Origin of the sequence: Paenibacillus sonchi (assembly GCF_016772475.1) — a bacterium.
In the GTDB taxonomy this organism is placed as follows: Bacteria; Bacillota; Bacilli; order Paenibacillales; family Paenibacillaceae; genus Paenibacillus_AQ; species Paenibacillus_AQ sonchi.
Window position 1 is genome coordinate 3,489,077 of the sequence record NZ_CP068595.1, and the last position, 20,333, is coordinate 3,509,409.

Sequence of the window (20,333 nt, forward strand, 5' to 3'; positions counted from 1 at the left end):
CTGCCGTTAGTGAATGCTAACGGCAGGGGGCTTTTTCTAATGCTGCTGGATGTTATATCGGAACCTGGAGCAGCAGGCTTATCTGAACGAAGTCACAAAGCTTGAGAACAACGTCCGCACATCATATTGATACTGGTTGATCGGCTCCACAGGGCGGTTCACACCCATCAGCGTGTACACGGCAATTCTGGCTGCACGGACGGAATATTCCTCGGTGAACACGACGTCATCTGGAATTTCGCAGAATTGGCTGATAAAAGCCAGGTTGGTGGAGCCTTCGGGAACCACCTTCGGCCGGTCGCTGTTCAGTCTCGGCATGAACTGGGCGGTAATGTATGGCATCATGCAAGGGATACAGTTGGCGGTAGCCATAATCTCTTTCTTATGCGCTTCGAAATGAAGGTGGCCGATCAGTTCCTGCATAATTTCTTCCCCGGTACAGTCGCACATTCTTTTCTTCACGAAGTCGCCGACCTTGTCCGGGTACAGCCCATAACCCCAGAATACCTTGACATGCTCCGGCTGATTGCGGAAATGCGGCTGGAAGGCCAGCACTACAGACATGAACCAGCTGGAATCCTTGAAGGTGACAAGCGCGCCTGTGCCGGCCCGGTTGCGTGTGAATTTTTCCATAAGATCAAAGAATACCGAGTCCTGGAAGGTGACGGTGAAGGATTCCCACTTCGAGCCGTCCACATGATCGTCAAAGGAGGAAGGGTTGCCGAGGCCCGGTTTTTTGGCGGCGATATTCTCCCACAGCTTCCAGGAGCTTCCCTTGCCGTTCAGGCGCGGAGCGGTTGTCATCGAACCGAGGCTGGAGCCTTCGGTCATGGAGCCGTTTGTAACGATCACGCGGTCCCCTTCAGCAATCTTAATGACATCGGGAACGCCCTGCCGCAGCACATGCATCTTCGTAACTGTAATGCCGTCGCCGTCTTTGAAATCCAGATCGGTGACGGTGCATTTCAGATTGAAGTCTACGCCGAAAGGCTCCAGGTATTTGTGCAGCGGCAGAATAATCGAATCATATTGGTTATAGGGGGTACGGGTAACCCCCTCAAGCGTTTGAATGCGCGGAAATTCATGCATGAAGCGGAGCATATATCTTTTGAATTCAACCGCACTGTGCCATGGCTGGAAGGCAAATGTCGTTGCCCACATATACCAGAAATTCGTCTGGAAAAAGTGCGGAGCGAACCAGTCGTTGATCCGTGCTTTGCCCATTTTATCCTCAGGAGTAATAATCAGCTTGCCCATGGCCAGACGGTCGGCCATATCGAAGCCCATCGACAGCACGTCTTCGACTTCACCGTTCTTGTTGATCAGGCGGGCATTGCCATGTGTGGGATTGGCGTTATCGAAGGCGGTGATTTCCTCCCGCACCGATTGCCCCGGATGGTCGATTGAAGGAATGGTGCTCAGCAGCTCCCACAGGTTCTCGTAAGCCTCATCGTTCAGCATCCGGCCGCCCCGGATGACATAACCTTGTTCAACGTTGCCCGCACCGTCATTGCTGCCGCCGAGGATCTTCATCTCTTCAATAATGTGAATGTTCTGTCCGGGAAAGTCACAGTCTCTGACGAGATAGGCTGCACCTGCAAGAGATGCAATACCGCCGCCGACAAAATAAACCTGGCTGTTACCGTACTCTTTTTTCACTCGTGTCGCCTCCATAGGGTTGCTGTTTGATGTTGCTGTCCCTAATGTAAACCAAGGCTTGCGCACGGGGTATGGCCAATAGTCTGCGAGTGTATGAATTTTGGTCACTTGGAGCAAAGTGTAAGGTTTTCCGACAACGGCTGAAGGCCGGAGAAGCCAAAAAGCCGCCGGACCAGAAACGGTTACGACAGCTTTTTCTCGTATTGATGCAGCGCTTTGGCAAAATTCCCTTCAATCAGCACACTGAGCTTGCCGATAATCACCTTCGGATCATCCTTCATGCCGCCGCGCATCCACTGGATCACAAGGCCCGTAAAAGCCAGCGTATAAAAATTGGCGATAAACCGCTTATCCTCGACGTCAACCTCCATCCCGCCCGCGAGCTCTTGAATCACACCCATGATCAGATCGTTCGTCACTTCATACAGATACGCATCCAGATGCGTCCTGCCCAGGGAGTCCAGCGTATTGTTGCAAAAGGCCTTGTTGGCTTCGATGTAGCAAAAAATCCGGTAAAACCCGTCCGTCCACGTATTATAGCTGCGATATTGGGCGATGCTCTCCAACGCTTCCGTCTGGTAAATCCAGCCGAGCAGCTCAAAAATATCCTGGAAATGATAATAGAATGTCTGACGGTTGAGCCCGCAATCGTCCACCAGATGCTTGACTGAAATTTTGTTCAGCGGTAGATGCTCCATCAGGGTCTTCAGGGAATGGGCGAGGGCTTTTTTGGTCAAAAGGGAATTGGACACGGGTTATCCACCTCATTATATGATGCTGGTGACATTGAATTGATACCGCGTAATTGGTTCTAGAGCTTGCGCCGGTGTCTGATCAGCCACAAGATGCCTTCTGCGAGCAGCCCGGCTGCAAATCCGCCCAGTGCAAACATTACAAACATGAGAAAGCCTGCAAGATCCTCCCAGCCGGACATTTCCCGGTACGTATAGGCCATCATAAGCCCCAGTCCGGCCAGAATGCCGGCTGTAGTGATCAGCCAGACCAGCCGCGCGCCCAGCCAGCCAAAGCCGTTTACAACTATAGATGCACCAAGCGCAAGAGCGGCATACCTGGCAAGAAGGAGGGGGCTGAAATCTTTGTCCAGCAAAACAAAACGGTCCAGCAACAGCAGCAGCCAGAGAACAAGCGCATACACAGGAATCCAAAGGGACCAGCGTTTGCTTTTGGCAGTTGGCAGGAAGCCCATGAACTCTTCACCCCGTTATCGTTAGTAGATGTCCTCCAATTCCTCCGCGCTCTGCACAAGAAACTCCAGAAGATGGGGAATATCCTCCATTTGCTCTTCGGTAATTTGCCTGTTGAACTTCAGTTCAATACAGTTGTTGCAGGTGCCGTCTTCCTGGCCGTACCGGTAAGTGAGGGATTGAACGGGCTGGACATCCGGCCCCCAGATCGAACTGAGAATCCGCTGGGCTGCTGCACACTGGACGTCCACATTCCGGATTTGCATATAAAAGCGCAATACAAGGCCGCAGCCGGGATCGCTGCCGGGAGTTTCCAGAATTTCGTCGCTCAGCTCCTTCACCGAGGACAGCAGAACCACCTGGGACGTCACATTTTGGCTGCCGGCCAGTCTGAAGGACAAGCTGAACTCGCGGGACATCAGCGCCAGGTTCAGCAGATCGGCACGGTCCGTCACGGTAAGAATTCCATCCAGGTTATCGTAATCGTAAATCTGGTTTTCAAAGGCAATTTTGATGTTGTCAAATACAGTGGGATGGAACAAGAACCGCACCTTCTTACGTTTCTCTATATTGTATCATGACGCAAATTATAGTGAAAATGTTGCCGGCCGTGTTTCCCCTGCCGGATTCATTGAGTTCAGTTCGAAGGTGCCGGAGCAGAGTATTTCAGGAACGTCTTGGGGATGGCGCTCTCAAAGGTAAGCAGTTCCCCGGAGGACGGATGTACGAAGGAGAGCAGGCGGGCATGCAGTCCGAGCCGCCCGACAGCTTTTGTCTCCGCACCATACTTCTTGTCCCCGACAATGGGATGTCCGATATCGGACATGTGCACGCGGATCTGATTCTTGCGTCCGGTTTCCAGGTGCACCTCCAGCAAAGAGAAGTGGCGGTTGCCCTGAATGAGCTTATAGTGGGTCACGGCATGCAGGCCGTCGCCTTCATGGGGACTGGAATACATTTTGAGCGTCGAGGTTTCCTTCAGCCAGGAGCTGATGGTTCCCTCCGGTTTTTTGACCACGCCTTCCACCAATGCCACATAGGAGCGTTCCTTTACCGTTTCTTTCCATGTATTCTGCAGCTTCTGCTGCAGCTGTTCGCTTTTGGCAAACATCATTACACCGGAAGTATCGCGGTCCAGTCTGTGCACCACAAAGACACGGTTATGGGGATTGCTCTGGCGGACATGCTCCATCAGCTGGCGGTAGGCAGTCAGCTCATTGTCTTCACCGGTGGCGATGGAGAGCAGCCCGGCTTCCTTTTGAATCACAATCAGATCATCGTCCTCATAAACAATGGCCAGTCCGGTCATTTCCTTCATCTGGACCGGTTTTTCAAGATCAATGGTTACGGTCTGGCCGGGATGCAGCTGGAAATTATGCTTGGTTACGGCTTTGCCGTTTACCGACACCTGCCCGCGGGAGAGCATGGATTTGATGGAATTGCGTCCGCGGCTTGTAATAGTCTTCAGCAAAAAAGCCAGCAGCTCGGCAGGCTCCGCGACCGTATATGATTTAACCGGCGATGCTGCTTTGGCTGCTGCTCCCGGCTTGCCGCCCGGTTTGCCATGTGGGCCTCTTGTGCCGGGCCTGGGCTGGGCTTTGGCCTTCACTCCCGGCCTTACGCCGCGTTTGGAACCCTCTTTGGGATTTCGTCTTGTATTCATGGAAGCATTCTCCGTCCTCTGATAATGTACTCCTCAATATACCATGAGCGGTAAAGAAATACTACGAAAGAGCCGGGAAGGGAGAGGACGTCCGTCCGGTCAGCTATAACAAGATAAGCCGCCAGATGATGAACAGTAAGGATACACCCGCGCAGCCCCATCCCAGTGCAGAGGCGTATTTCCTTTCGCGAACCCATCCGCTGGACTTATAGATCGCCCGGTCCACTGTGAGCAGCATCAGTGCGGAAAATATGGTGATCGCAGCAGTATAGGTAACTAGGTGCACCATGAGCTTCTCCCCGTTTCCATCCATTTGCGCGGCTAAACCGCTTATAGATTCTTATGTCTCTTTAAGTCCGACTCTCCGCAGATGCAGAGCCAGATTAATGTTCACAGTGACACTGTCATAGAGCTTCTCCCAATCGTCCTTGTCATGAATATGCTCCTTCCAGTAGGCAGGGTGATGCGCGCGGATAATCTCGCCCATTCCAAAAATATCGGCATGGTCCTTTTGGGTCTGCCGGATCAGATTGTGGATCAAGGTCTGAACATTCTTATTGAATTCCTGCTCAATCTCATGCAGACTCGCCGGGGAATCGGCGGGCTTCGCGCTGTGAAAGTGCTCGTCCAAATCCCCTTCGAGGTAAATGTCATAGGTTAGAACGGGTTTGCCGTCCCGGATGGAGCTGCGGGTTTTTGTGTATCGTTTATTAGTTTTGGTCATGACCACGCCGAGCTCCCTTGTTTTGAAAAAAGCGGAGTACCCGCCCGGGTCCATTCCCTGGACCGCCATGAACGCGCCGATTTCAAGCGGCTTGGTGGTATTGACCATTTTGCCCTGGCTGAAGTAAGCCAATCCGTTAATCAGTACATTGTCTTTGTTGCGCAGCGCCACATAAGGCAGATAAGCGCTTTGTCCCCACTTGGAATCCGCTGACCAGTAGGTGCCGATATAATCGGGAGGAAACTTGCCCGAGGTTACTGCTTTCTCCATCATGGAGAGGATGTATAGTGTAGGCACGCGCTGCAGCGGAGGCTTGACATCCATGAACTGCGAGGCCCGGCCTTGGGATACCAGCAGCCAGGTTCTGCGCCGGACTTCGGGATTGCGCCGGAGATAATCATTGAGATCATCCATCCTTCCCCGGGCGATGTCTTCGCTGATGACAATTACCCGCAAATGCACGAGATAGCGCGGGTCGGCAATCTGCTGCTGCAGATTATTCATGGCATCATCAAGCGAATGCCCCGTCACCGTAACCACCCACACCGGGCTTGTCTTCCCGTCCTCGCTGCTGCCGCTTCCCGGACCCAGCGGCACACGTCCCGGCACGGCGATCTGCGCTGTGACGCTGATCATTTCCTCCGGCACCGGAGTATCCGAAAGATGGGTGACCTCTTCTTCCTGATCTGCTTTTTCCGGAGGGACGGCATCAATGGATAATCCCAGCACCAGTGCCCGGTCCTCGATTTCGACTTGATCCCAGCATCCGGTAAGAAAAAGGCTGATGACGGCAGCCGCCAGCAATCCGGAGCTTATTTTCCGCAGCAGCCTGTTCATGGGAGCACCTTCTTCCGGAAACGGCGGACCCCATATACGGCCCATAACAGAGCGGGGTAGCCGACCATCAGGATCATGGACATTTTCCCCAGCAGGAGGGTCCATGTGTAGGTCTCAAAGACATTCTTCGGGAGCATGGCAATGGCAAAAACTAAAGGGAGCAGTACACTGGAGGTCATCCGCTGATCCCTGAATGCAAGCAAATTCTGCAGCAGATAGGCGGCTATATAATAGGTAGTGTAGATGGTGGTGAAGACAGAGATTACCCATATAACAATGAACAGGGCGTCCAGCCGTTCCAAAAAACCGTCTCCAACGACCGCCGAGCGGGCGGTTTCCAGTGTGGGATAAATCAGCAGCTTGGTTTCCTCCACACCGAACATGCCTACGGAGGCGATAACAATCAGCAGATATACGGCTCCGGCTGCGAAAATACCGATTGCGCCTGCCCGTACAGCCTGCTTAGGCAGCTGCATAAAAGGAACCAGCAGTGTGATGATAAAAGAGCTTTGGAACAGATAGCTCGCTTCAATGGCGCCTCTCCAAAAGGAGGCTGAGGGAGCGGTCAGGACAGGCTGAAGATTCAGCAGGTCGACATCTCTCATAGAAATAAGGATAGTTATGATCACCGGGCCAATAATCAGCGGCAGGTAGAAGAAATGAATGTAGGAAAACTTGATTATATTCCTTCGGGCCGACAGCTGGCAGATCAGCAGCATCAAAATAACGGTCGCTTCAATTGGTGTTTTATTGAACAGCACACTTGTAGCGACATCTCCGAATTGACGGGCGGTAAGGCCGGTAAGCATGATGAAAATGAGCCAAATAATCAAAGTGAAGAACATGGCCAGCGGCCGGCCGATAAGCCGGCGGCTGAACACAAACAGAGATTCTTTGGGGAAGCGCCGGCACAGCGCGGCCAGCAGCCAGAAGCTGAAGAAGGAGATCAGAACGCCGGTAAAAGCAACCAAAGGTGCGCTGCTGCCCCCGGCATCGGCCATATAGCGGGGAAAGCTGAGAATCCCTATCCCAATAATGGTGCTACTGATTACGGCTGCTGCCCGCAGCGTTGTGATCTGCCGGGAATGGTTCACTGGTCTCTCCTCCCTGCTGAAGAATCTGTGCGGTATAATTCCCGGGAGTGGAGGCAGGAAGCCTGGTATTATCCCGGGTGTGCAGAAAACTGGGGCGGCTGCGCATCCACCACAAAGGTACTCTCACGAGCGAGTCCTTCCAATCGCGCCATTTGCCGGGGATGTACGGAGACATATAGGGCACAGCAAAGGATTCGAGGAACAACAGATGGTTGATAATCAGGATGGTGCCGATCATCACGCCATAGAGTCCGAACATCCCGGCCAGAAGGATCAGCGGAAACCTCAGCATACGCAGTGCAATCGCGGCATTATAAGCAGGTGTGGCAAAAGAGCCGATAGTCGTCAGCGCGACAATCACCACAGTGATTGGACTCGCCAGTCCCGCTGCCACCGCTGCCTGGCCGATAACGAGCACACCGACAATGGATAAGGCCCCGCCGATCATCTGCGGCAGGCGGATGGTGGCCTCGCGCAGCACCTCCATAGAGACCTCCATAATCAGCACCTCCAGCACAGCCGGGAAAGGCACGCCGGCGCGTCCCCCGGAGATGGCTACGGCGAAATCGGTAGGCATCAGCTCCGGGTTAAACGAAATGACCGACACATACAAAGCCGGGAAAAACAGGGAGAAGGCCAAGGCGATCAGGCGGATTATGCGAATGAGGCTGCCCATAATAAAGCGCTCGGTATAGTCATCCACCGTCTGGAAGAACTGGTTGAACAGGGCGGGAACGATCAGGGCAAAAGGCGAGCCGTCTACCAGGACAGCAACCCGCCCTTCAAGCAAAGCGGCTACCGTTTTGTCCGGCCGCTCTGTGCTCTGAACCTGCGGGAAAGGAGACAACGGCTGGTCTTCGATGAATTGTTCGATGTATCCCGCATCAATGATGCCGTCGGTTTGAATCATTGAAATTCTGCGCATCACCTCGGCTACCAGCTTCGGGCCGGCCAGACTGTCCAGATAACACAAGGCTACCCGCGATTGGGTCCGTGCCCCGATGGGACTGATCTCAATCCGGAAATCCGTACTCTGCAGCCGATAGCGCAGAAGGGAGAGATTGTTCTCCAGCTTCTCTACATACCCTTCCCTCGGTCCCCGGATTACCTGTTCCGTCTGCGGCTGCTCTACACCACGGGTGTCGACCTGCCGCATGTCCAGCACAAGGGCTTCGGCTGAACCCTCTATCAGCAGAATCAGCTGGCCTTTGACGATTCCGGAAGGCAGGGCGGACAAATCTTCTTCAGTGGTTCCCTGTGTGACTTGAAGCGCTGTATTCCAGATATAATGGGACAGCCCGGCGAGATTGTCAGGAAATCCTGGGTGGTCATCGGAACGGGCCATGAGCGGTTTCAGGATATGCTCCTGAATCTGCTCCTGATTGACAAGGGAGGAGAAAAAACAAGCGCTGCCCCGTACCGGCCGAACAGCAGGAAATCACGCACGACCAGATCACTGCTCTGGCCGAGCCGGTTAAGCAGCCTTTCCAGATTGGCTGACAGGCTGAGACTCAGCTTTTCCTTGCCCGGTTCCGGTGGAGCGGGGTACGGCTGCTTTTGTTTTTGGATATATGAAATATATTTCTCTTTCCAAGCTTGCATGTCACCGCCTCCTTGGGGCTGAAAGTTTGGAAGATCACTATCAAGTGTTGCTTAGAACAGGATTTTTTATGCCCCGATTTACACTTCCGGCGGTTGCTCAATACCCCGTTGCCCGGTAAACTAAAGATAGAAAGTCTTAAGGAGTTATGATAGAGATGAAGATGCAAGCACCTACCATGGAACAGGCGCAGGCTGAACTGCAAAAATATTATGGCTATCCCGACTTCCGGGAGGGCCAGAAAAAAATTGTCATGAATTTGCTGGAGGGCCGCGATACGCTCGGAATCATGCCGACGGGCGGCGGGAAATCGATATGTTATCAAGTTCCGGCATTGCTGCTGCCGGGACTTACGCTGGTCATTTCCCCGCTGATTTCACTGATGAAGGATCAGGTGGACGCGCTGACCACGGCCGGAATTCCGGCTGCATATATCAACAGCACGCTGAGCGGCAAAGAAGTGAATGAACGCATCCGTGCGGCGCGCCGGGGAGAGCTGAAGCTGCTCTATGTGGCGCCCGAGCGGCTGGAGCTGGACTGGTTCCGCCTGGAAATGGCCGGCTTGTCCATCTCCTGTGTCGCGGTGGATGAAGCCCACTGTGTCTCCCAGTGGGGGCATGATTTCCGGACGAGCTATCTGGCGGTTTCCCCTTTTGTGGACGAGCTGCCGGAACGGCCGATTCTTGCCGCCTTTACCGCCACAGCTACGCCTGAGGTTATGGAGGATATGGTCCGGCTGCTGCGGCTTCGCCAGCCGGGCGTATTCATGACCGGACTGGGCCGGGATAATCTGGCCATGTCGGTGCTGCGCGGGGAGAATAAACGCGAGTTCGTGCTGGACTATACGGCGCAGCATTCCCATCAGCCGGGCATTGTCTATGCCGCCACCCGCAAAGAGGTGGATGATCTGTATCAGCGGCTGCAGGCTTCCGGCATCGCAGCCGGACGTTATCATGCAGGGATGAGCGACCAGGAGCGTGCGGAGAGCCAGGAAGGTTTTCTCTATGACGATATCCGCGTCATGGTTGCCACCAATGCTTTTGGGATGGGGATCGACAAGTCGAATGTCCGTTACGTCATCCATTACAATATGCCCAAAAATATGGAAGCCTACGTACAGGAAGCGGGCCGTGCCGGGCGGGACGGAGAGCCCAGCCAGTGTATCCTGCTCTTCAGCGCGCAGGATATTATGACGCAGAAGTTCCTGATCGAGCAGAATCCGCAGGACGCGGACCGCAAGGCTAATGAATACCGCAAGCTTCAGCAGATGATCGATTACTGCTATACGACCCGCTGTCTGCGCAGCGCCCAGCTGGATTATTTTGGCGAGGAGCACGGGGACCAGCCATGCGGGATCTGCAGCTCGTGTACAGATGAACGCGAGCTGGTGGATATGACGGTGGATGCCCAGAAGATATTCTCCTGCATCCACCGTATGCGTGAACGCTTTGGCGTCGCACTGGTATCCTCTGTCCTCAAAGGCTCGCGCAACCAGAAGGTGCTGCAGTACGGCTTCGAGAATCTGCCTACCCACGGGGCGATGTCCAGCCGCACCGAGAAGGAGATTACCGAGAGCATCAATGTGCTGATCTCGGAAGGGTATCTGTCCTTATCGGAAGGCCAGTATCCTGTGGTGCGGCTTCAGCCGCTGGCCGCCGAAGTGCTGCGCGGCCAGCGGCAGGTCCTGCAGCGGGTGGCCCGGGTGCGCAGCACCGGAGGCAGCTCCGGCGGGCGGGACCGCAGCCGCGTGCGCGATCTGTCGCCGTCGGCGGTGAATGAGACGGTGTTCGAGCAGCTGCGCCTGATCCGCCGCGAGCTGGCGGGGCGCGAGCATGTGCCGTCCTACATTATTTTCAATGATGCGACCCTGCGCGAGATGAGCGTGGTTTGCCCGCAGACTGAAGCGGAAATGCTGAGAGTCAAAGGGGTCGGTGAAGTGAAATACCGTAAATACGGCAAGCCGTTCCTGGAATTTTTTCAAAATGAAATGTAAAGAGGGTTATCAGGCATGAAAATCATCCTGGCTACATTAAATGCCAAATACATTCATACCTCGCTGGCCATCCGCCTCCTGAAGGCATACAGCGAGCATGAGTTTCAGGATATCCATTTGGCGGAATATACCATCAAAGATCCCGTGATGAATATCGTGTCCGACCTCTTCCAGAAGAAACCGGATGTGATCGGGTTTTCCTGTTATATCTGGAACATTGAAGAGACCGTCAAGGTGATCGGGATTCTCAAGCAAGTGATGCCTGAGGTTACGGTTGTGCTGGGCGGGCCGGAAGTATCGTATGAGCCGCTTTACTGGATGCAGCGGGAGGCCGGGATTGATTTTGTCGTGAACGGCGACGGGGAAGAGACCTTCCACCATCTGCTCCAGGAGCTGCGGGATGACCGCAAGTTTCATTTTGTCTATGGAGCTGCGTACCGCAAGGGCGGAGAGCTGATCGTCAATCCGCCGCGTCCCAAAAGCGATCTGAACACCCTGCCGTCCCCGCACCGCTTCCCGGATGATCTCCCGGATCTCGGTAAGCGGATTGTCTATTTTGAGACCAGCCGGGGTTGTCCGTTCAACTGCCAGTTCTGTCTGTCCAGCATTGAGGTGGGTGTGCGGTACTATGATATTGAACGGGTGAAAGCGGATTTGCTCTATCTGATTGAGAATGGTGCCAAAGTCATCAAATTTCTCGACCGCACCTTCAATATCAACCGCAATTACGCGATGGAAATGTTCCAGTTCCTGATCGACAACCATCAGGGCTGTGTGTTCCAGTTCGAGATTACAGCGGATATTATGCGTCCTGAGGTGCTGGATTTCCTTGCCGAGCACGCGCCTCCGGGCATCTTCCGCTTCGAAATAGGCGTGCAGTCCACCAATGACGAGACGAATGAGCTGGTCAAACGCCGCCAGAACTTCACCAAGCTGTCCCGCACCGTTATGAAAATCAAAGCCAGCGGCAACATCGACCAGCATCTCGATTTGATTGCCGGGCTGCCGCAGGAGGATTACGCGACCTTCCGCAAGACCTTCAACGATGTATTCGCCATGGAGCCGGAAGAGCTTCAGCTCGGATTCCTCAAAATGCTGCGCGGCACCGGGCTCCGTGCCCAGGCGGCCAAATACAACTATACGTATATGGAGCACGCCCCATATGAGATTCTGAGCAGCCATGTGATGCCGTTCTCCGACATTATCCGCCTCAAGCGGCTGGAGGATGTGCTGGAGAAGTATTGGAACAGCCACAGGCTGGACCACTCGGTTAAATACCTGATCCGCCATGTGTTCAAATCGCCGTTCGATTTCTTCCAGGAGTTCGGCGATTACTGGGAGGCGCGGGGCTGGCAGAAGATCGGGCATCAGCTCGAAGATCTGTTCACCCGGCTGCATGCTTTTCTGACGGACCGCAGAACGCCTTCCATGCCCGTCATTACGGGGCTGATGAAGCTGGATTATTTCCTGGGGCACAAATATAAGCCGCGCAAAATCTGGTGGGATATTACGCTGGACAAGCCGGAATGGTCCCATTATATGAAGGAGATCGCCGAGCATCCGGAGCGTCTCTCTGCCAAGCTGGCAGAAGCGGGGTTCAGCGAGCGGGAGCTGCAAAAGTTCACCGTGCTCGAAGTGCTGCCGTTCCGTCTGGAAGCCGTGCTGGACTCGATCAGCGGACTGCGCTTTGATCCGGCAGCCGTGGCTGTTGCCGAAGCGGCGGACAAGAGTTCCACAGCTCTGGCGGAAGCTCTGCCGGATGCCGGTGGAAGCACCCTGCTGATCGTCATGTACCAGCAGGATGAGAGCCAGCGGGCGCAATATTACGCGCTGCCTTTGTAGGCAGGCGCGCCCTTGATTGGGCTGGGAGGGGAGAACAGAATGAACAGTGCAGGGCAGATTTCTTTGCGTTTATATGAAGAAAAGTACAAGGAAGACCTGCTTGCCTTTGAGCTGCCGCCCGAGCAGGCGGAGTTCACCGGATTGCCGGAAGAGACTTTGTCTGAAGCTGTAGCAAATCCCGGCAAAACTGCGGTTGTCATTGTCCAGGAGGAACAGGCGGCAGGCTTTTTTGTCCTTCACCGTGGAGGAGGTATTGCGGACTTTTACCCCAATACAACCGGGGCCATACTGCTGCGTGCGTTCCTGATTAACTATGCCAGCCAAGGCCAGGGCATAGCCAAAGCCGCACTGGTGCTGCTGCCGGGCTTCATCAGAACTCATTTTCCTTGGGTCCGCGAAATTGTACTTGCTGTCAACGAGCGGAATATCGCTGCGGCAAGCCTTTACTCCAGAGCAGGCTTCCTTGATAAAGGACTCCGCCGCAGCGGGGGCAAGGGGCCGCAGAAGGTGCTTCAATACGGATTAGACAAGCCATTGGTGGAAATTCATTCTTCCTCGGGGTTTATGTAATAAAATGGGTTATGCTATAATACAATAAAAGAAGGAGCTGTGTCACCAGCACAGCCCTGTTGTACAACCACTGCTGAAGAGCAGCCGGTCGTCCCGTTTTATTTGGTTGGAGTAGACCGTTACCTTACAGGTACGGTCTATTTCTTTTTAATGTAGCCAAGCAGTGCCAAGATGAACATACCGAACATGAACATTAGGGTAATAGCATCTTTAACGTCCATTACCTTCACCTCCTCCAGGGAGTGCAGCTGCTGCTCATGAACACTGTTGTACAAGAGAATCATATCACATTTAGTATGTTAAAAAATGGAGCATTAGTAGATTTATAGCGGAAAAATACAAAGACAGGCTTTCCGTAACGGACGGAAAGCCTGTCTTTTATACGTTTTTGCCGGATAGCTAAGGAGCAACCGGCTGAAGCAGCAGGGATTCCGCCGGAAGATGCCGGACGAGCCAGTCCAGCACATCCGCAGTCACCTCATCCCGGTTGACCTCGTTGAGCATTTCATGCCTGCCTTCGGGATACAGCCTGTATTCCACATCTGAAATTCCTTGCTCCCGGTAGATCTCCGCCAGGCGCAGCACGCCTTGACCGTTCATGCCGACCGGGTCTTTGGCTCCGGCGAACAGATATACCGGCTTATCCTTGCACAGGGTAACCAGCGTTTCCCTGGAATGGATATCCCGCAGCAGCCGGAAGAAATCGCGGAAGAACCGGGTGGTGCAAATCGCTCCGCAGAACGGATCAGCTATGAAGCGGTCTACCTCCTGCGTATCACTGCTCAGCCAGTCAAAAGCGGTCCTCACCGGTGTGAAAGACCGGTTATACGGGCCAAAAACAATACCGTTCAGCAGAACACTGCGGTGGCGCTTCCCCTGCAGCCTGAATTGCAGCCCCGCCAGTGATTCTCCGAGCCGGAGCATCGTGCGCGGCCCGTTAGTGCCGCTGAGAATGAATCCGGCATAGATGTCACGGCCTTCCTCGCACATCAGCTTCTGTGCCAGAAAGGAGCCCATGCTGTGGGCCAGCAGGAAGATCGGCAGGCCCTCATGCCGGGAGCGGGCGATTCCGGCGAGCTGGAGCAGATTGCGCCGCATCCAGTAGAATCCATTCTCGCCGGTATCGCCGAGCAGTTCAACCCGGCCTGCGGTTTGCCCGTGGCCGCGGTGGTCATTGGCATATACCGCATAGCCTGCTCCTGTGAGCGCCGCTGCAAACCGGGCATACCGGGCAGCCGTTTCACACATGCCGTGGGCAATCTGGACAATCCCCCTGACCGGAGCCTCCGGTTCCGGCAGCCATTCATATACATGGATGGCGACCCCCAGCGGATCGGTCATCTTAAAAGTGTTTTCCCTCATCCCGGTCCTCCTAAAAGTTTTGTGAGCCCTACTTCTTGGAGATTGAGCAATAATGTAACAGCAAAGCGGACACATCCTAAAATCTTTCTGCAATACCGCTTCGGTGGCATGGACCTAAGTTTGAGCCTTACCCGTTAATATATGCCGGCACTGGCATGGTTTATGGCAGATACGAACGCAGCACCGTGGAGTGGCCTTCGATTCCGTAAGCGCCCAGGGTGGACGGAAGGAGGTAGCATTCTCCGGCCGAATAGGGCTGGGAGCCGCCTTCCCAGGTCAGATGTCCGCTGCCTTCGCATACCACGAGAATAGTGAAGCTGTCCGGTGTGGTGGAGAGGCTCCATTCCCCGTTTACGATGCCTTTTTCTACAATAAAGTAGGGGGAAGCGGCAATCTGCAGCCACTCTCCGGCCACAGCGCCATCTGTCTTCATGGAGGTTGCGCCTGCGCCTTCATAAGCGGTTACGTTAAGCGAATCCTCGATATGAAGCTCACGCGGTTTGCCATCCAGACCCGGACGGTCATAGTCGTAAATCCGGTATGTAGTGTCCGAGTTCTGCTGAATTTCCGCTACAACCACTCCGGCACAGAGCGCGTGGACAGTTCCGGCAGGGATGTAGAAGGCGTCACCGGCCGAGACAGTGATTTCCCGCATGGTATCCATGACCGTACCGGTCTCCAGCGCCTCACGCAGACTTTCGCGGGTTACGCCGTCTTTAAGGCCGTAGATAATTTTGGCGCCCGGTTTGGCGTCCAGCACGTACCACATTTCTGTTTTGCCCAGTTCTCCCTTTGGCAATCCTTCGTAATCATCCGTAGGATGCACCTGTACAGACAGATTGTCATTGCAGTCCAGCAGCTTGATCAGCAGCGGGAACCGGCCGCCGTCCTTCGGGCTGCCCTTGCTGCCGAACCATTCATGGCCGAACTGCCCGCGGATCTGATCCAATCCTTGTCCGGCAAGCTCGCCATTGAGCACCGAAGAGGTGCCATTGGGATGATCGGCAATCATCCATCCTTCGCCGATGTGGCCTTCCGGCAGCTCCAGGCCGAATTTCTCCAGGGCCCGGCCTCCCCATACGCGTTCTTTGAACTCCGGTTGAAATTTTAAAGGATAAGGCTTAGTCATCACTGCATCTTCCTTCCGATTGTAGAATAATGTGCTTACTTACTGTTTTGTGCAGATTTGAAGAACTCCGGCTTTTCTTCATCCGGCCCGTCAAAAAAGAAGCAGCGGCTGCCGTTCCCCAGCGTTGATGTGCTCCATCTTGGTTCCGGCCACCTACAGATCCGCTTCTTTTTCTTCTCGACCGCCAGCGTGTAAGGGGCCGAGGCCCGCTGCAGCTGGCGGTAGACGATGGCCTGCGCCTGGCGGGAAGGGAGGCCTGCCGCCCAGGCTTCCACGGCGGCGGCTTCCCGGTCCCCGCCTTCGTGGCCGGGATAGAGGACGGCCGTGATAATGCCGCCCGGCCGCAGCAGCGCGAGCGCGGCCTCCAGCGCGGCCAGCGTGCTGGCGGGCTCGGTGATGATGGTCTTGTCGGCATCGCCCGAGGGCAGATAGCCGAGATTGAACATCACCGCCGAGACCGTTCCGCGCCAGTCCGGCGGAACGGCTTCCGCCATTGCTGCGTGGCTCTGCAGCAGCAGCGTTACGGGAGACAGCGGCGCCCGCGCTTCCTCCCGGGCCAGCCGCAGGCGCTCTTCGGCCAGAGCCAGCGCCGCAGGCTGGATGTCGAAGCCGTACACCCCGCCGCGCGGTCCGGCCGCTTTGGCGAGGAACAGCGTGTCGGCACCGGTGCCCACGGTGGCGTCAATCGCCCGGCCGCCCGGCTGGAGGCGGCCCTCCGTTAATTTATGAGCAAAGCTAAGGACCGACATAAAGCCCATTAGCTCTTCCTCCAGTATTTACCCTGCCAGGTATCCCGGGCAATCAGTTCATCATCAATCGCGTTCAGCACTTCCCATTTCTTAAGGCTCCACAGCGGACCGATCAGCAGGTCGCGCGGGGCATCGCCGGTCAGCCGGTGCACGATCATTTCCGGCGGAAGAAGCTCAAGTGAATCGGCGATCAGCTTCACATACTCATCCTGCTCCAGAAAACGCAGGAGGCCGGCTTCATATTGCTTCACCATCGGCGTTTTGCGCATCAGGTGCAGCAGATGAATTTTGATGCCCTGCACGTCCATGTTCGCCACCGCTGACACAGTTTCCAGCATCATTTCATGCGTTTCCTGCGGCAGGCCGTGAATAATGTGGGTGCAGACGCGGATGCCGTGACGGCGAAGCTTCTGGACAGCTTCAATGTAGCACTGCGTATCATGTGCCCGGTTAATCAGCTCAGAGGTGGAGTCATGAATGGTTTGCAGCCCCATCTCGACCCAGAGATAGGTCCGCTGGTTCAGCTCAGCCAGGTATTCGACCACATCATCAGGGAGGCAGTCGGGACGCGTAGCGATGGACAGGCCGACTACGCCCGGCTGCTGCAGAATGACTTCATAATATTCCCTGAGTTCCCCGACTGGAGCATACGTGTTTGTATAAGCCTGAAAGTAACCGATATATTTGGCATTCGGCCATTTCAGATGCTGTCTGTCCCGGACATTATTGAACTGGGTCACCAGATCATCGCGGCGGCTGCCGGCGAAATCCCCGGAGCCTCTGGCGCTGCAAAAGGTACAGCCTCCTTTGGCGATGGAACCGTCGCGGTTGGGACAGGTAAAGCCGGCATCGAGCATGACTTTGAACACCTTGGTGTCCATATGTTCACGCATTTCATAATTCCAGGTATGGAAACGTTTATCCCCCACAGCAGTGGAGAGGAGGTCTGTAGAAGGTTGGACATGCGGTACTCCTTTCTCTAAAATATAAGGATTTATCTGTCCCGCGCCGTCAATCATCCTTATATTTCTCGCTGAAACGGACCGTCCCTTGCAAGGACGGCGAAGCCGTTTCTACTTAACCTTTCCATTGTATCAAAAATCAGCGGTGAACGTAACATGAAGGCCGCTGGAATTGAGGCGGAAAATAGGCCGGAATAATAGCGTTTTCATCTTGATAATGCTTACACACTATGTTATATTTAAAATGTAAAAAAGCCGCTGCAGCCCACATAATTTCTATATCATGAATTCATAATTTCGTGTCGCAAGGTTCATAATAATATCAAGAGGTGATCACGATGAATTCTCACACGGCTTATGCAGAAGGAAAAGGCTCCATTGATGTGCAGCTGACCCCCGACGAAGCGCTGGCGCTTACGGGCGTTGAATTTAACGGCAATCACAAGATCAAGACTGAAGCACAGCGCAAGATCCGCAATGCCTTCGAGAAGACATTTGATTTTAAGTCTTCTGCCAAGTAGACTAAGAATTGCATGAAACCATGGACCCCAATTCCAAATACAGCAAAAGGGAGTTCTTCGTCCGGCCGTACCCGGCCAGGCGGAGAATTCCTTTTTTTCGGTGAAATCCCTTTACTTTTGCGGACAAGTTCGGCACAATATTGCAAGTGACAGTGTACGTATTAGAGAAAGCGGAGGAATACCTTATGCGTTTACGCGGAAGAAAAGGAATACGTGAAAGTCTGGAAGAGCAGACCGATCTGGTCATCCTTGATCCACGCAGCCTGAAGGGGCGGTGGTCTGAACTGTTCGGCAACGATCATCCCATCCATGTGGAGTTTGGCATGGGCAAGGGGCAGTTCATCAGCCGGATGAGCTTCAAATATCCCGATATTAACTTTATCGGCGTTGATATGTACGATGAACTGATCCGCCGTGCGGCAGAGAAGGCCCGGGCGGTCTGGGAGCCGGCAGGACAGGAGACGCCGCCTAACCTTAGAGTGGCGCTCGCCAATATTAACTATGCCGAGGAAGTGTTTGCGCCGGCGGAGCTGGAGCGCATTTACCTGAACTTCAGCGATCCATGGCCCAAGAGCAAACATGCGCGCCGCCGCCTGACCCATCCGCGGTTTCTCGACAAATACCGCGGCCTGCTCAGCCCGCTTGGCGAAATTCACCTGAAGACAGATTCGCGCAGCCTGTTTGAGTTTTCACTGAATGCCTTTGCTGACTATGGTCTGCAAATGAAGAATATTTCCCTCGATCTGCATCCGGACGGAGTGATGAACGAGGAGCATGTCATGACTGAATATGAGACCAAATTTTTCGGCCGCGGAGTTAATATTCACCGCTGCGAGGCCATTGTGGGTGCGGAAGCACTGGCGCGCTACCAGGCCACCCGCCTGGATAAGTACCGACTGTAATTGAGGGTCTGGCGCAGAATTCCGGAAACAAACATAAAAGGCAGTCCGGGGAGGGTCACCTCTGGGCTGCCTTTTTGACATCCTTTTTCCAACTATCGCTGCGGACAAGCAGGTTAGCAGTAATAGTTGGAAAAAGGGAACTTATTTCTCCCTAAAATCAACAAATTGTGAGCGTTAAGTGGAAAAAGGAAACTTAATTGGGCCATAATCCTTCGTCAGGAGTGAAATGAGCTGAATTAGTGATCCTTTTTCCACTTCACCTGTGGAGAATAGGGTGGTCGAGCAAATTAGTGATCCTTTTTCCATTAGGAATTGCTGAAAGATTCATAAAGGGTTAGAATGCCCTTGGATCCGCTGTTCTTGCCGGCGCTATTCCAGCATATCAATAATGCTCTGGGCGCTCTGCAAGGGATGGAAGCGGGCGATTTCATCCAGATGGCTTTGCCGTTTGGCCTGCACCTCATCATAGCTGTAGAGCAGCCGTTCCATCCACCTGTCGACCACCTTCAGGGAAGATACCGGTTCGCCCAGTCCTGCGGCCGTGAAATAACGGCAGTTCTCCTCTTCCTGGCCGGGCAGCGGGTCATAGAACAGCATGGGGATCCCCTTGGCGAGGCCTTCGCTGCAGGTCATTCCTCCCGGCTTCGTGACCAGCAGATCGGAGATCTCCATCAGCTTGTCGATTTCACGCGTGAAGCCGACCAGGGAGATGTTGGGATGGCTGTAGAGCGGATTCTCCTGCATCCCGCGCAGCAGCTTCTCATTTTTGCCCAGGCAAAAAATAATCTGGAGCTTATCACGCCATCCAGCCAAAGCTGCATTGATGACTTCGTCGTTCATCATGCCCCAGCCGCCGCCCATAACCAGCACGGTCGGCATATCCCGCAGGCCGAATTGCTTCAGAATATCCGCTTTGCCCGGATGCTCCCAGAAGCTCGGGTGGACCGGCATGCCGGTGACCTGGATTTTGGCTGCAGCGACGCTGCGGTAGCGCAGCTTGGTTTTGACCTCAGAAGTGGAGACCAGATACCGGTCCACTTCCGGGCTGATCCAGGTGGCATGTGCATCGTAGTCGGTGATGACCGTGACCAGCGGGACCTTGAAGGCCGGGTCCAGCCGTTTGAGGCGGGAAACCACAGCACTGGGAATGAAGTGGGTGCAGACGATAATATCCGGTTTCAGCTGCTTCATAATATTTTGCGTATGTGTATAAAAAATGCGGTGCAGGGCAAGTGTGGTAAGACGATTGAATGATTTCTGGTGACGGTACACATACCCCATCAGCCTGGGCTGGGAGGTCACCGTCTTCCGGTATGCCGATACAATCAGAGGCGCCAGTCTGGGATTCAGAAAGCTCCCAAGCTCCAGCACCTTGGTTTGCAGATTAGGCGACAATTTGCGCAGGCTGCTCGACAAAGCGTAAGCTGCTTGCGTGTGCCCTGCGCCGAAACCTTCCGACAGCAATAGTACTCTTTTTTTGCGCAATGTATAATCCACCTGTTTTCGTGAATGATATTCGCC

General features: G+C 54.3%; 20 protein-coding genes and 1 pseudogene. 5 read left to right on the forward strand and 16 right to left on the reverse strand.

Annotated features, from left to right (window positions below; translation table 11 throughout):
- Positions 1 to 78 precede the first annotated feature (78 nt).
- The 10 genes from JI735_RS15885 to JI735_RS35815 form a co-directional block, all read right to left on the reverse strand.
- Positions 79 to 1,674: an oleate hydratase gene (locus tag JI735_RS15885; RefSeq protein WP_039838188.1), complete on the reverse strand. Its 1,596-nt coding sequence runs from the start codon at positions 1,672 to 1,674 to the stop codon at positions 79 to 81.
- 167 nt (positions 1,675 to 1,841) lie between these two features.
- Positions 1,842 to 2,411 carry a dihydroxyacetone kinase transcriptional activator DhaS gene (gene dhaS / locus JI735_RS15890; RefSeq protein WP_039838187.1) on the reverse strand — a complete coding sequence of 190 codons (570 nt, stop codon included), beginning with the start codon at positions 2,409 to 2,411 and terminating at the stop codon, positions 1,842 to 1,844.
- A 59-nt stretch (positions 2,412 to 2,470) separates the two neighbouring features.
- Positions 2,471 to 2,866 (reverse strand): hypothetical protein, encoded by a 396-nt coding sequence (locus JI735_RS15895; RefSeq protein ID WP_039838186.1) that lies wholly within the window; start codon positions 2,864 to 2,866, stop codon positions 2,471 to 2,473.
- Positions 2,867 to 2,887: 21 nt separating this feature from the next.
- Positions 2,888 to 3,406 (reverse strand): hypothetical protein, encoded by a 519-nt coding sequence (locus tag JI735_RS15900; RefSeq protein WP_039838185.1) that lies wholly within the window; start codon positions 3,404 to 3,406, stop codon positions 2,888 to 2,890.
- Between the two features lie 95 nt (positions 3,407 to 3,501).
- Positions 3,502 to 4,527 carry an RluA family pseudouridine synthase gene (locus tag JI735_RS15905; RefSeq protein WP_039838184.1) on the reverse strand — a complete coding sequence of 342 codons (1,026 nt, stop codon included), beginning with the start codon at positions 4,525 to 4,527 and terminating at the stop codon, positions 3,502 to 3,504.
- 103 nt (positions 4,528 to 4,630) lie between these two features.
- Positions 4,631 to 4,816 carry a CLC_0170 family protein gene (locus JI735_RS15910; protein ID WP_157771467.1) on the reverse strand — a complete coding sequence of 62 codons (186 nt, stop codon included), beginning with the start codon at positions 4,814 to 4,816 and terminating at the stop codon, positions 4,631 to 4,633.
- A 51-nt stretch (positions 4,817 to 4,867) separates the two neighbouring features.
- Complete coding sequence (locus JI735_RS15915; protein ID WP_039838182.1) at positions 4,868 to 6,088, reverse strand: Ger(x)C family spore germination protein; 1,221 nt, start codon at positions 6,086 to 6,088, stop codon at positions 4,868 to 4,870.
- Entirely contained in the window at positions 6,085 to 7,182 is a 1,098-nt protein-coding gene (locus JI735_RS15920) for a GerAB/ArcD/ProY family transporter (protein WP_039838181.1), read from the reverse strand. Before JI735_RS15920 ends, JI735_RS15915 begins: the two co-directional genes overlap by 4 nt.
- A complete protein-coding gene (locus JI735_RS15925) occupies positions 7,130 to 8,554 on the reverse strand; it encodes a spore germination protein (RefSeq protein WP_325175627.1) in 1,425 nt (474 codons plus the stop codon). The genes JI735_RS15920 and JI735_RS15925 overlap by 53 nt, the downstream gene beginning before the upstream one ends.
- Positions 8,536 to 8,784 (reverse strand): hypothetical protein, encoded by a 249-nt coding sequence (locus tag JI735_RS35815; RefSeq protein ID WP_233476423.1) that lies wholly within the window; start codon positions 8,782 to 8,784, stop codon positions 8,536 to 8,538. The genes JI735_RS15925 and JI735_RS35815 overlap by 19 nt, the downstream gene beginning before the upstream one ends.
- Positions 8,785 to 8,939: 155 nt before the next feature.
- Between JI735_RS35815 and recQ the strand changes: the two genes are divergently transcribed.
- Genes recQ through JI735_RS15940 form a run of 3 tightly spaced genes read left to right on the forward strand, consistent with a single transcriptional unit; the run spans position 8,940 to position 13,187 of the window.
- Entirely contained in the window at positions 8,940 to 10,775 is a 1,836-nt protein-coding gene (gene recQ / locus JI735_RS15930) for a DNA helicase RecQ (RefSeq protein ID WP_202677560.1), read from the forward strand.
- Between the two features lie 15 nt (positions 10,776 to 10,790).
- Complete coding sequence (locus JI735_RS15935) at positions 10,791 to 12,617, forward strand: B12-binding domain-containing radical SAM protein (protein ID WP_039839834.1); 1,827 nt, start codon at positions 10,791 to 10,793, stop codon at positions 12,615 to 12,617.
- Positions 12,618 to 12,656: 39 nt separating this feature from the next.
- Positions 12,657 to 13,187 carry a GNAT family N-acetyltransferase gene (locus JI735_RS15940; protein WP_051052358.1) on the forward strand — a complete coding sequence of 177 codons (531 nt, stop codon included), beginning with the start codon at positions 12,657 to 12,659 and terminating at the stop codon, positions 13,185 to 13,187.
- 137 nt (positions 13,188 to 13,324) lie between these two features.
- Here the strand turns inward: JI735_RS15940 and JI735_RS37855 are convergent, their stop codons facing one another.
- The 5 genes and pseudogenes from JI735_RS37855 to JI735_RS15965 all read right to left on the reverse strand — a co-directional run bounded on the left by JI735_RS37855 (position 13,325) and on the right by JI735_RS15965 (position 17,320).
- Complete coding sequence (locus JI735_RS37855) at positions 13,325 to 13,471, reverse strand: putative holin-like toxin (RefSeq protein ID WP_202677738.1); 147 nt, start codon at positions 13,469 to 13,471, stop codon at positions 13,325 to 13,327.
- A gap of 115 nt (positions 13,472 to 13,586) precedes the next feature.
- Entirely contained in the window at positions 13,587 to 14,549 is a 963-nt protein-coding gene (locus JI735_RS15950) for an alpha/beta fold hydrolase (RefSeq protein WP_202677561.1), read from the reverse strand.
- A gap of 160 nt (positions 14,550 to 14,709) precedes the next feature.
- On the reverse strand, positions 14,710 to 15,678 hold the full coding sequence (locus JI735_RS15955) for a type I phosphomannose isomerase catalytic subunit (protein WP_039839831.1): 969 nt from the start codon (positions 15,676 to 15,678) through the stop codon (positions 14,710 to 14,712).
- Positions 15,679 to 15,848: 170 nt separating this feature from the next.
- Positions 15,849 to 16,436 (reverse strand): annotated as a pseudogene (locus tag JI735_RS15960) (tRNA (mnm(5)s(2)U34)-methyltransferase); the annotation flags it as partial.
- Complete coding sequence (locus JI735_RS15965) at positions 16,436 to 17,320, reverse strand: tRNA modification radical SAM protein MnmL/YtqA (RefSeq protein WP_233476477.1); 885 nt, start codon at positions 17,318 to 17,320, stop codon at positions 16,436 to 16,438. The gene JI735_RS15965 and the pseudogene JI735_RS15960, both read right to left, overlap by 1 nt.
- 407 nt (positions 17,321 to 17,727) lie before the next feature.
- On the opposite strand from JI735_RS15965, the gene JI735_RS15970 reads away from it, so the two are divergent.
- Together JI735_RS15970 and trmB are read left to right on the forward strand one after the other, a co-directional pair.
- A complete protein-coding gene (locus JI735_RS15970) occupies positions 17,728 to 17,910 on the forward strand; it encodes a hypothetical protein (RefSeq protein ID WP_039839826.1) in 183 nt (60 codons plus the stop codon).
- Positions 17,911 to 18,095: 185 nt separating this feature from the next.
- Positions 18,096 to 18,812, forward strand: a complete 717-nt coding sequence (trmB, locus tag JI735_RS15975) for a tRNA (guanosine(46)-N7)-methyltransferase TrmB (RefSeq protein WP_039839825.1) — start codon at positions 18,096 to 18,098, stop codon at positions 18,810 to 18,812.
- 369 nt (positions 18,813 to 19,181) lie between these two features.
- Here trmB and JI735_RS15980 read toward each other — a convergent pair whose 3' ends face one another.
- Positions 19,182 to 20,297, reverse strand: a complete 1,116-nt coding sequence (locus JI735_RS15980; RefSeq protein ID WP_039839824.1) for a UDP-N-acetylglucosamine--LPS N-acetylglucosamine transferase — start codon at positions 20,295 to 20,297, stop codon at positions 19,182 to 19,184.
- Positions 20,298 to 20,333: the final 36 nt, after the last annotated feature.

What these genes read in the sequence shown, in the direction of transcription:
- JI735_RS15940 (WP_051052358.1), top strand. Translation starts at nt 12,657, where the DNA reads ATGAACAGTGCAGGGCAGATTTCTTTGCGTTTATATGAAGAAAAGTAC.
- recQ (WP_202677560.1), top strand. Translation starts at nt 8,940, where the DNA reads ATGAAGATGCAAGCACCTACCATGGAACAGGCGCAGGCTGAACTGCAA.
- JI735_RS35815 (WP_233476423.1), bottom strand. Translation starts at nt 8,784, where the DNA reads ATGCAAGCTTGGAAAGAGAAATATATTTCATATATCCAAAAACAAAAG.
- JI735_RS37855 (WP_202677738.1), bottom strand. Translation starts at nt 13,471, where the DNA reads ATGATTCTCTTGTACAACAGTGTTCATGAGCAGCAGCTGCACTCCCTG.
- JI735_RS15905 (WP_039838184.1), bottom strand. Translation starts at nt 4,527, where the DNA reads ATGAATACAAGACGAAATCCCAAAGAGGGTTCCAAACGCGGCGTAAGG.
- JI735_RS15965 (WP_233476477.1), bottom strand. Translation starts at nt 17,320, where the DNA reads ATGCGTGAACATATGGACACCAAGGTGTTCAAAGTCATGCTCGATGCC.
- JI735_RS15895 (WP_039838186.1), bottom strand. Translation starts at nt 2,866, where the DNA reads ATGGGCTTCCTGCCAACTGCCAAAAGCAAACGCTGGTCCCTTTGGATT.
- JI735_RS15910 (WP_157771467.1), bottom strand. Translation starts at nt 4,816, where the DNA reads ATGGTGCACCTAGTTACCTATACTGCTGCGATCACCATATTTTCCGCA.
- JI735_RS15935 (WP_039839834.1), top strand. Translation starts at nt 10,791, where the DNA reads ATGAAAATCATCCTGGCTACATTAAATGCCAAATACATTCATACCTCG.
- JI735_RS15885 (WP_039838188.1), bottom strand. Translation starts at nt 1,674, where the DNA reads ATGGAGGCGACACGAGTGAAAAAAGAGTACGGTAACAGCCAGGTTTAT.
- JI735_RS15970 (WP_039839826.1), top strand. Translation starts at nt 17,728, where the DNA reads ATGAATTCTCACACGGCTTATGCAGAAGGAAAAGGCTCCATTGATGTG.
- trmB (WP_039839825.1), top strand. Translation starts at nt 18,096, where the DNA reads ATGCGTTTACGCGGAAGAAAAGGAATACGTGAAAGTCTGGAAGAGCAG.
- JI735_RS15955 (WP_039839831.1), bottom strand. Translation starts at nt 15,678, where the DNA reads ATGACTAAGCCTTATCCTTTAAAATTTCAACCGGAGTTCAAAGAACGC.
- JI735_RS15950 (WP_202677561.1), bottom strand. Translation starts at nt 14,549, where the DNA reads ATGAGGGAAAACACTTTTAAGATGACCGATCCGCTGGGGGTCGCCATC.
- JI735_RS15915 (WP_039838182.1), bottom strand. Translation starts at nt 6,088, where the DNA reads ATGAACAGGCTGCTGCGGAAAATAAGCTCCGGATTGCTGGCGGCTGCC.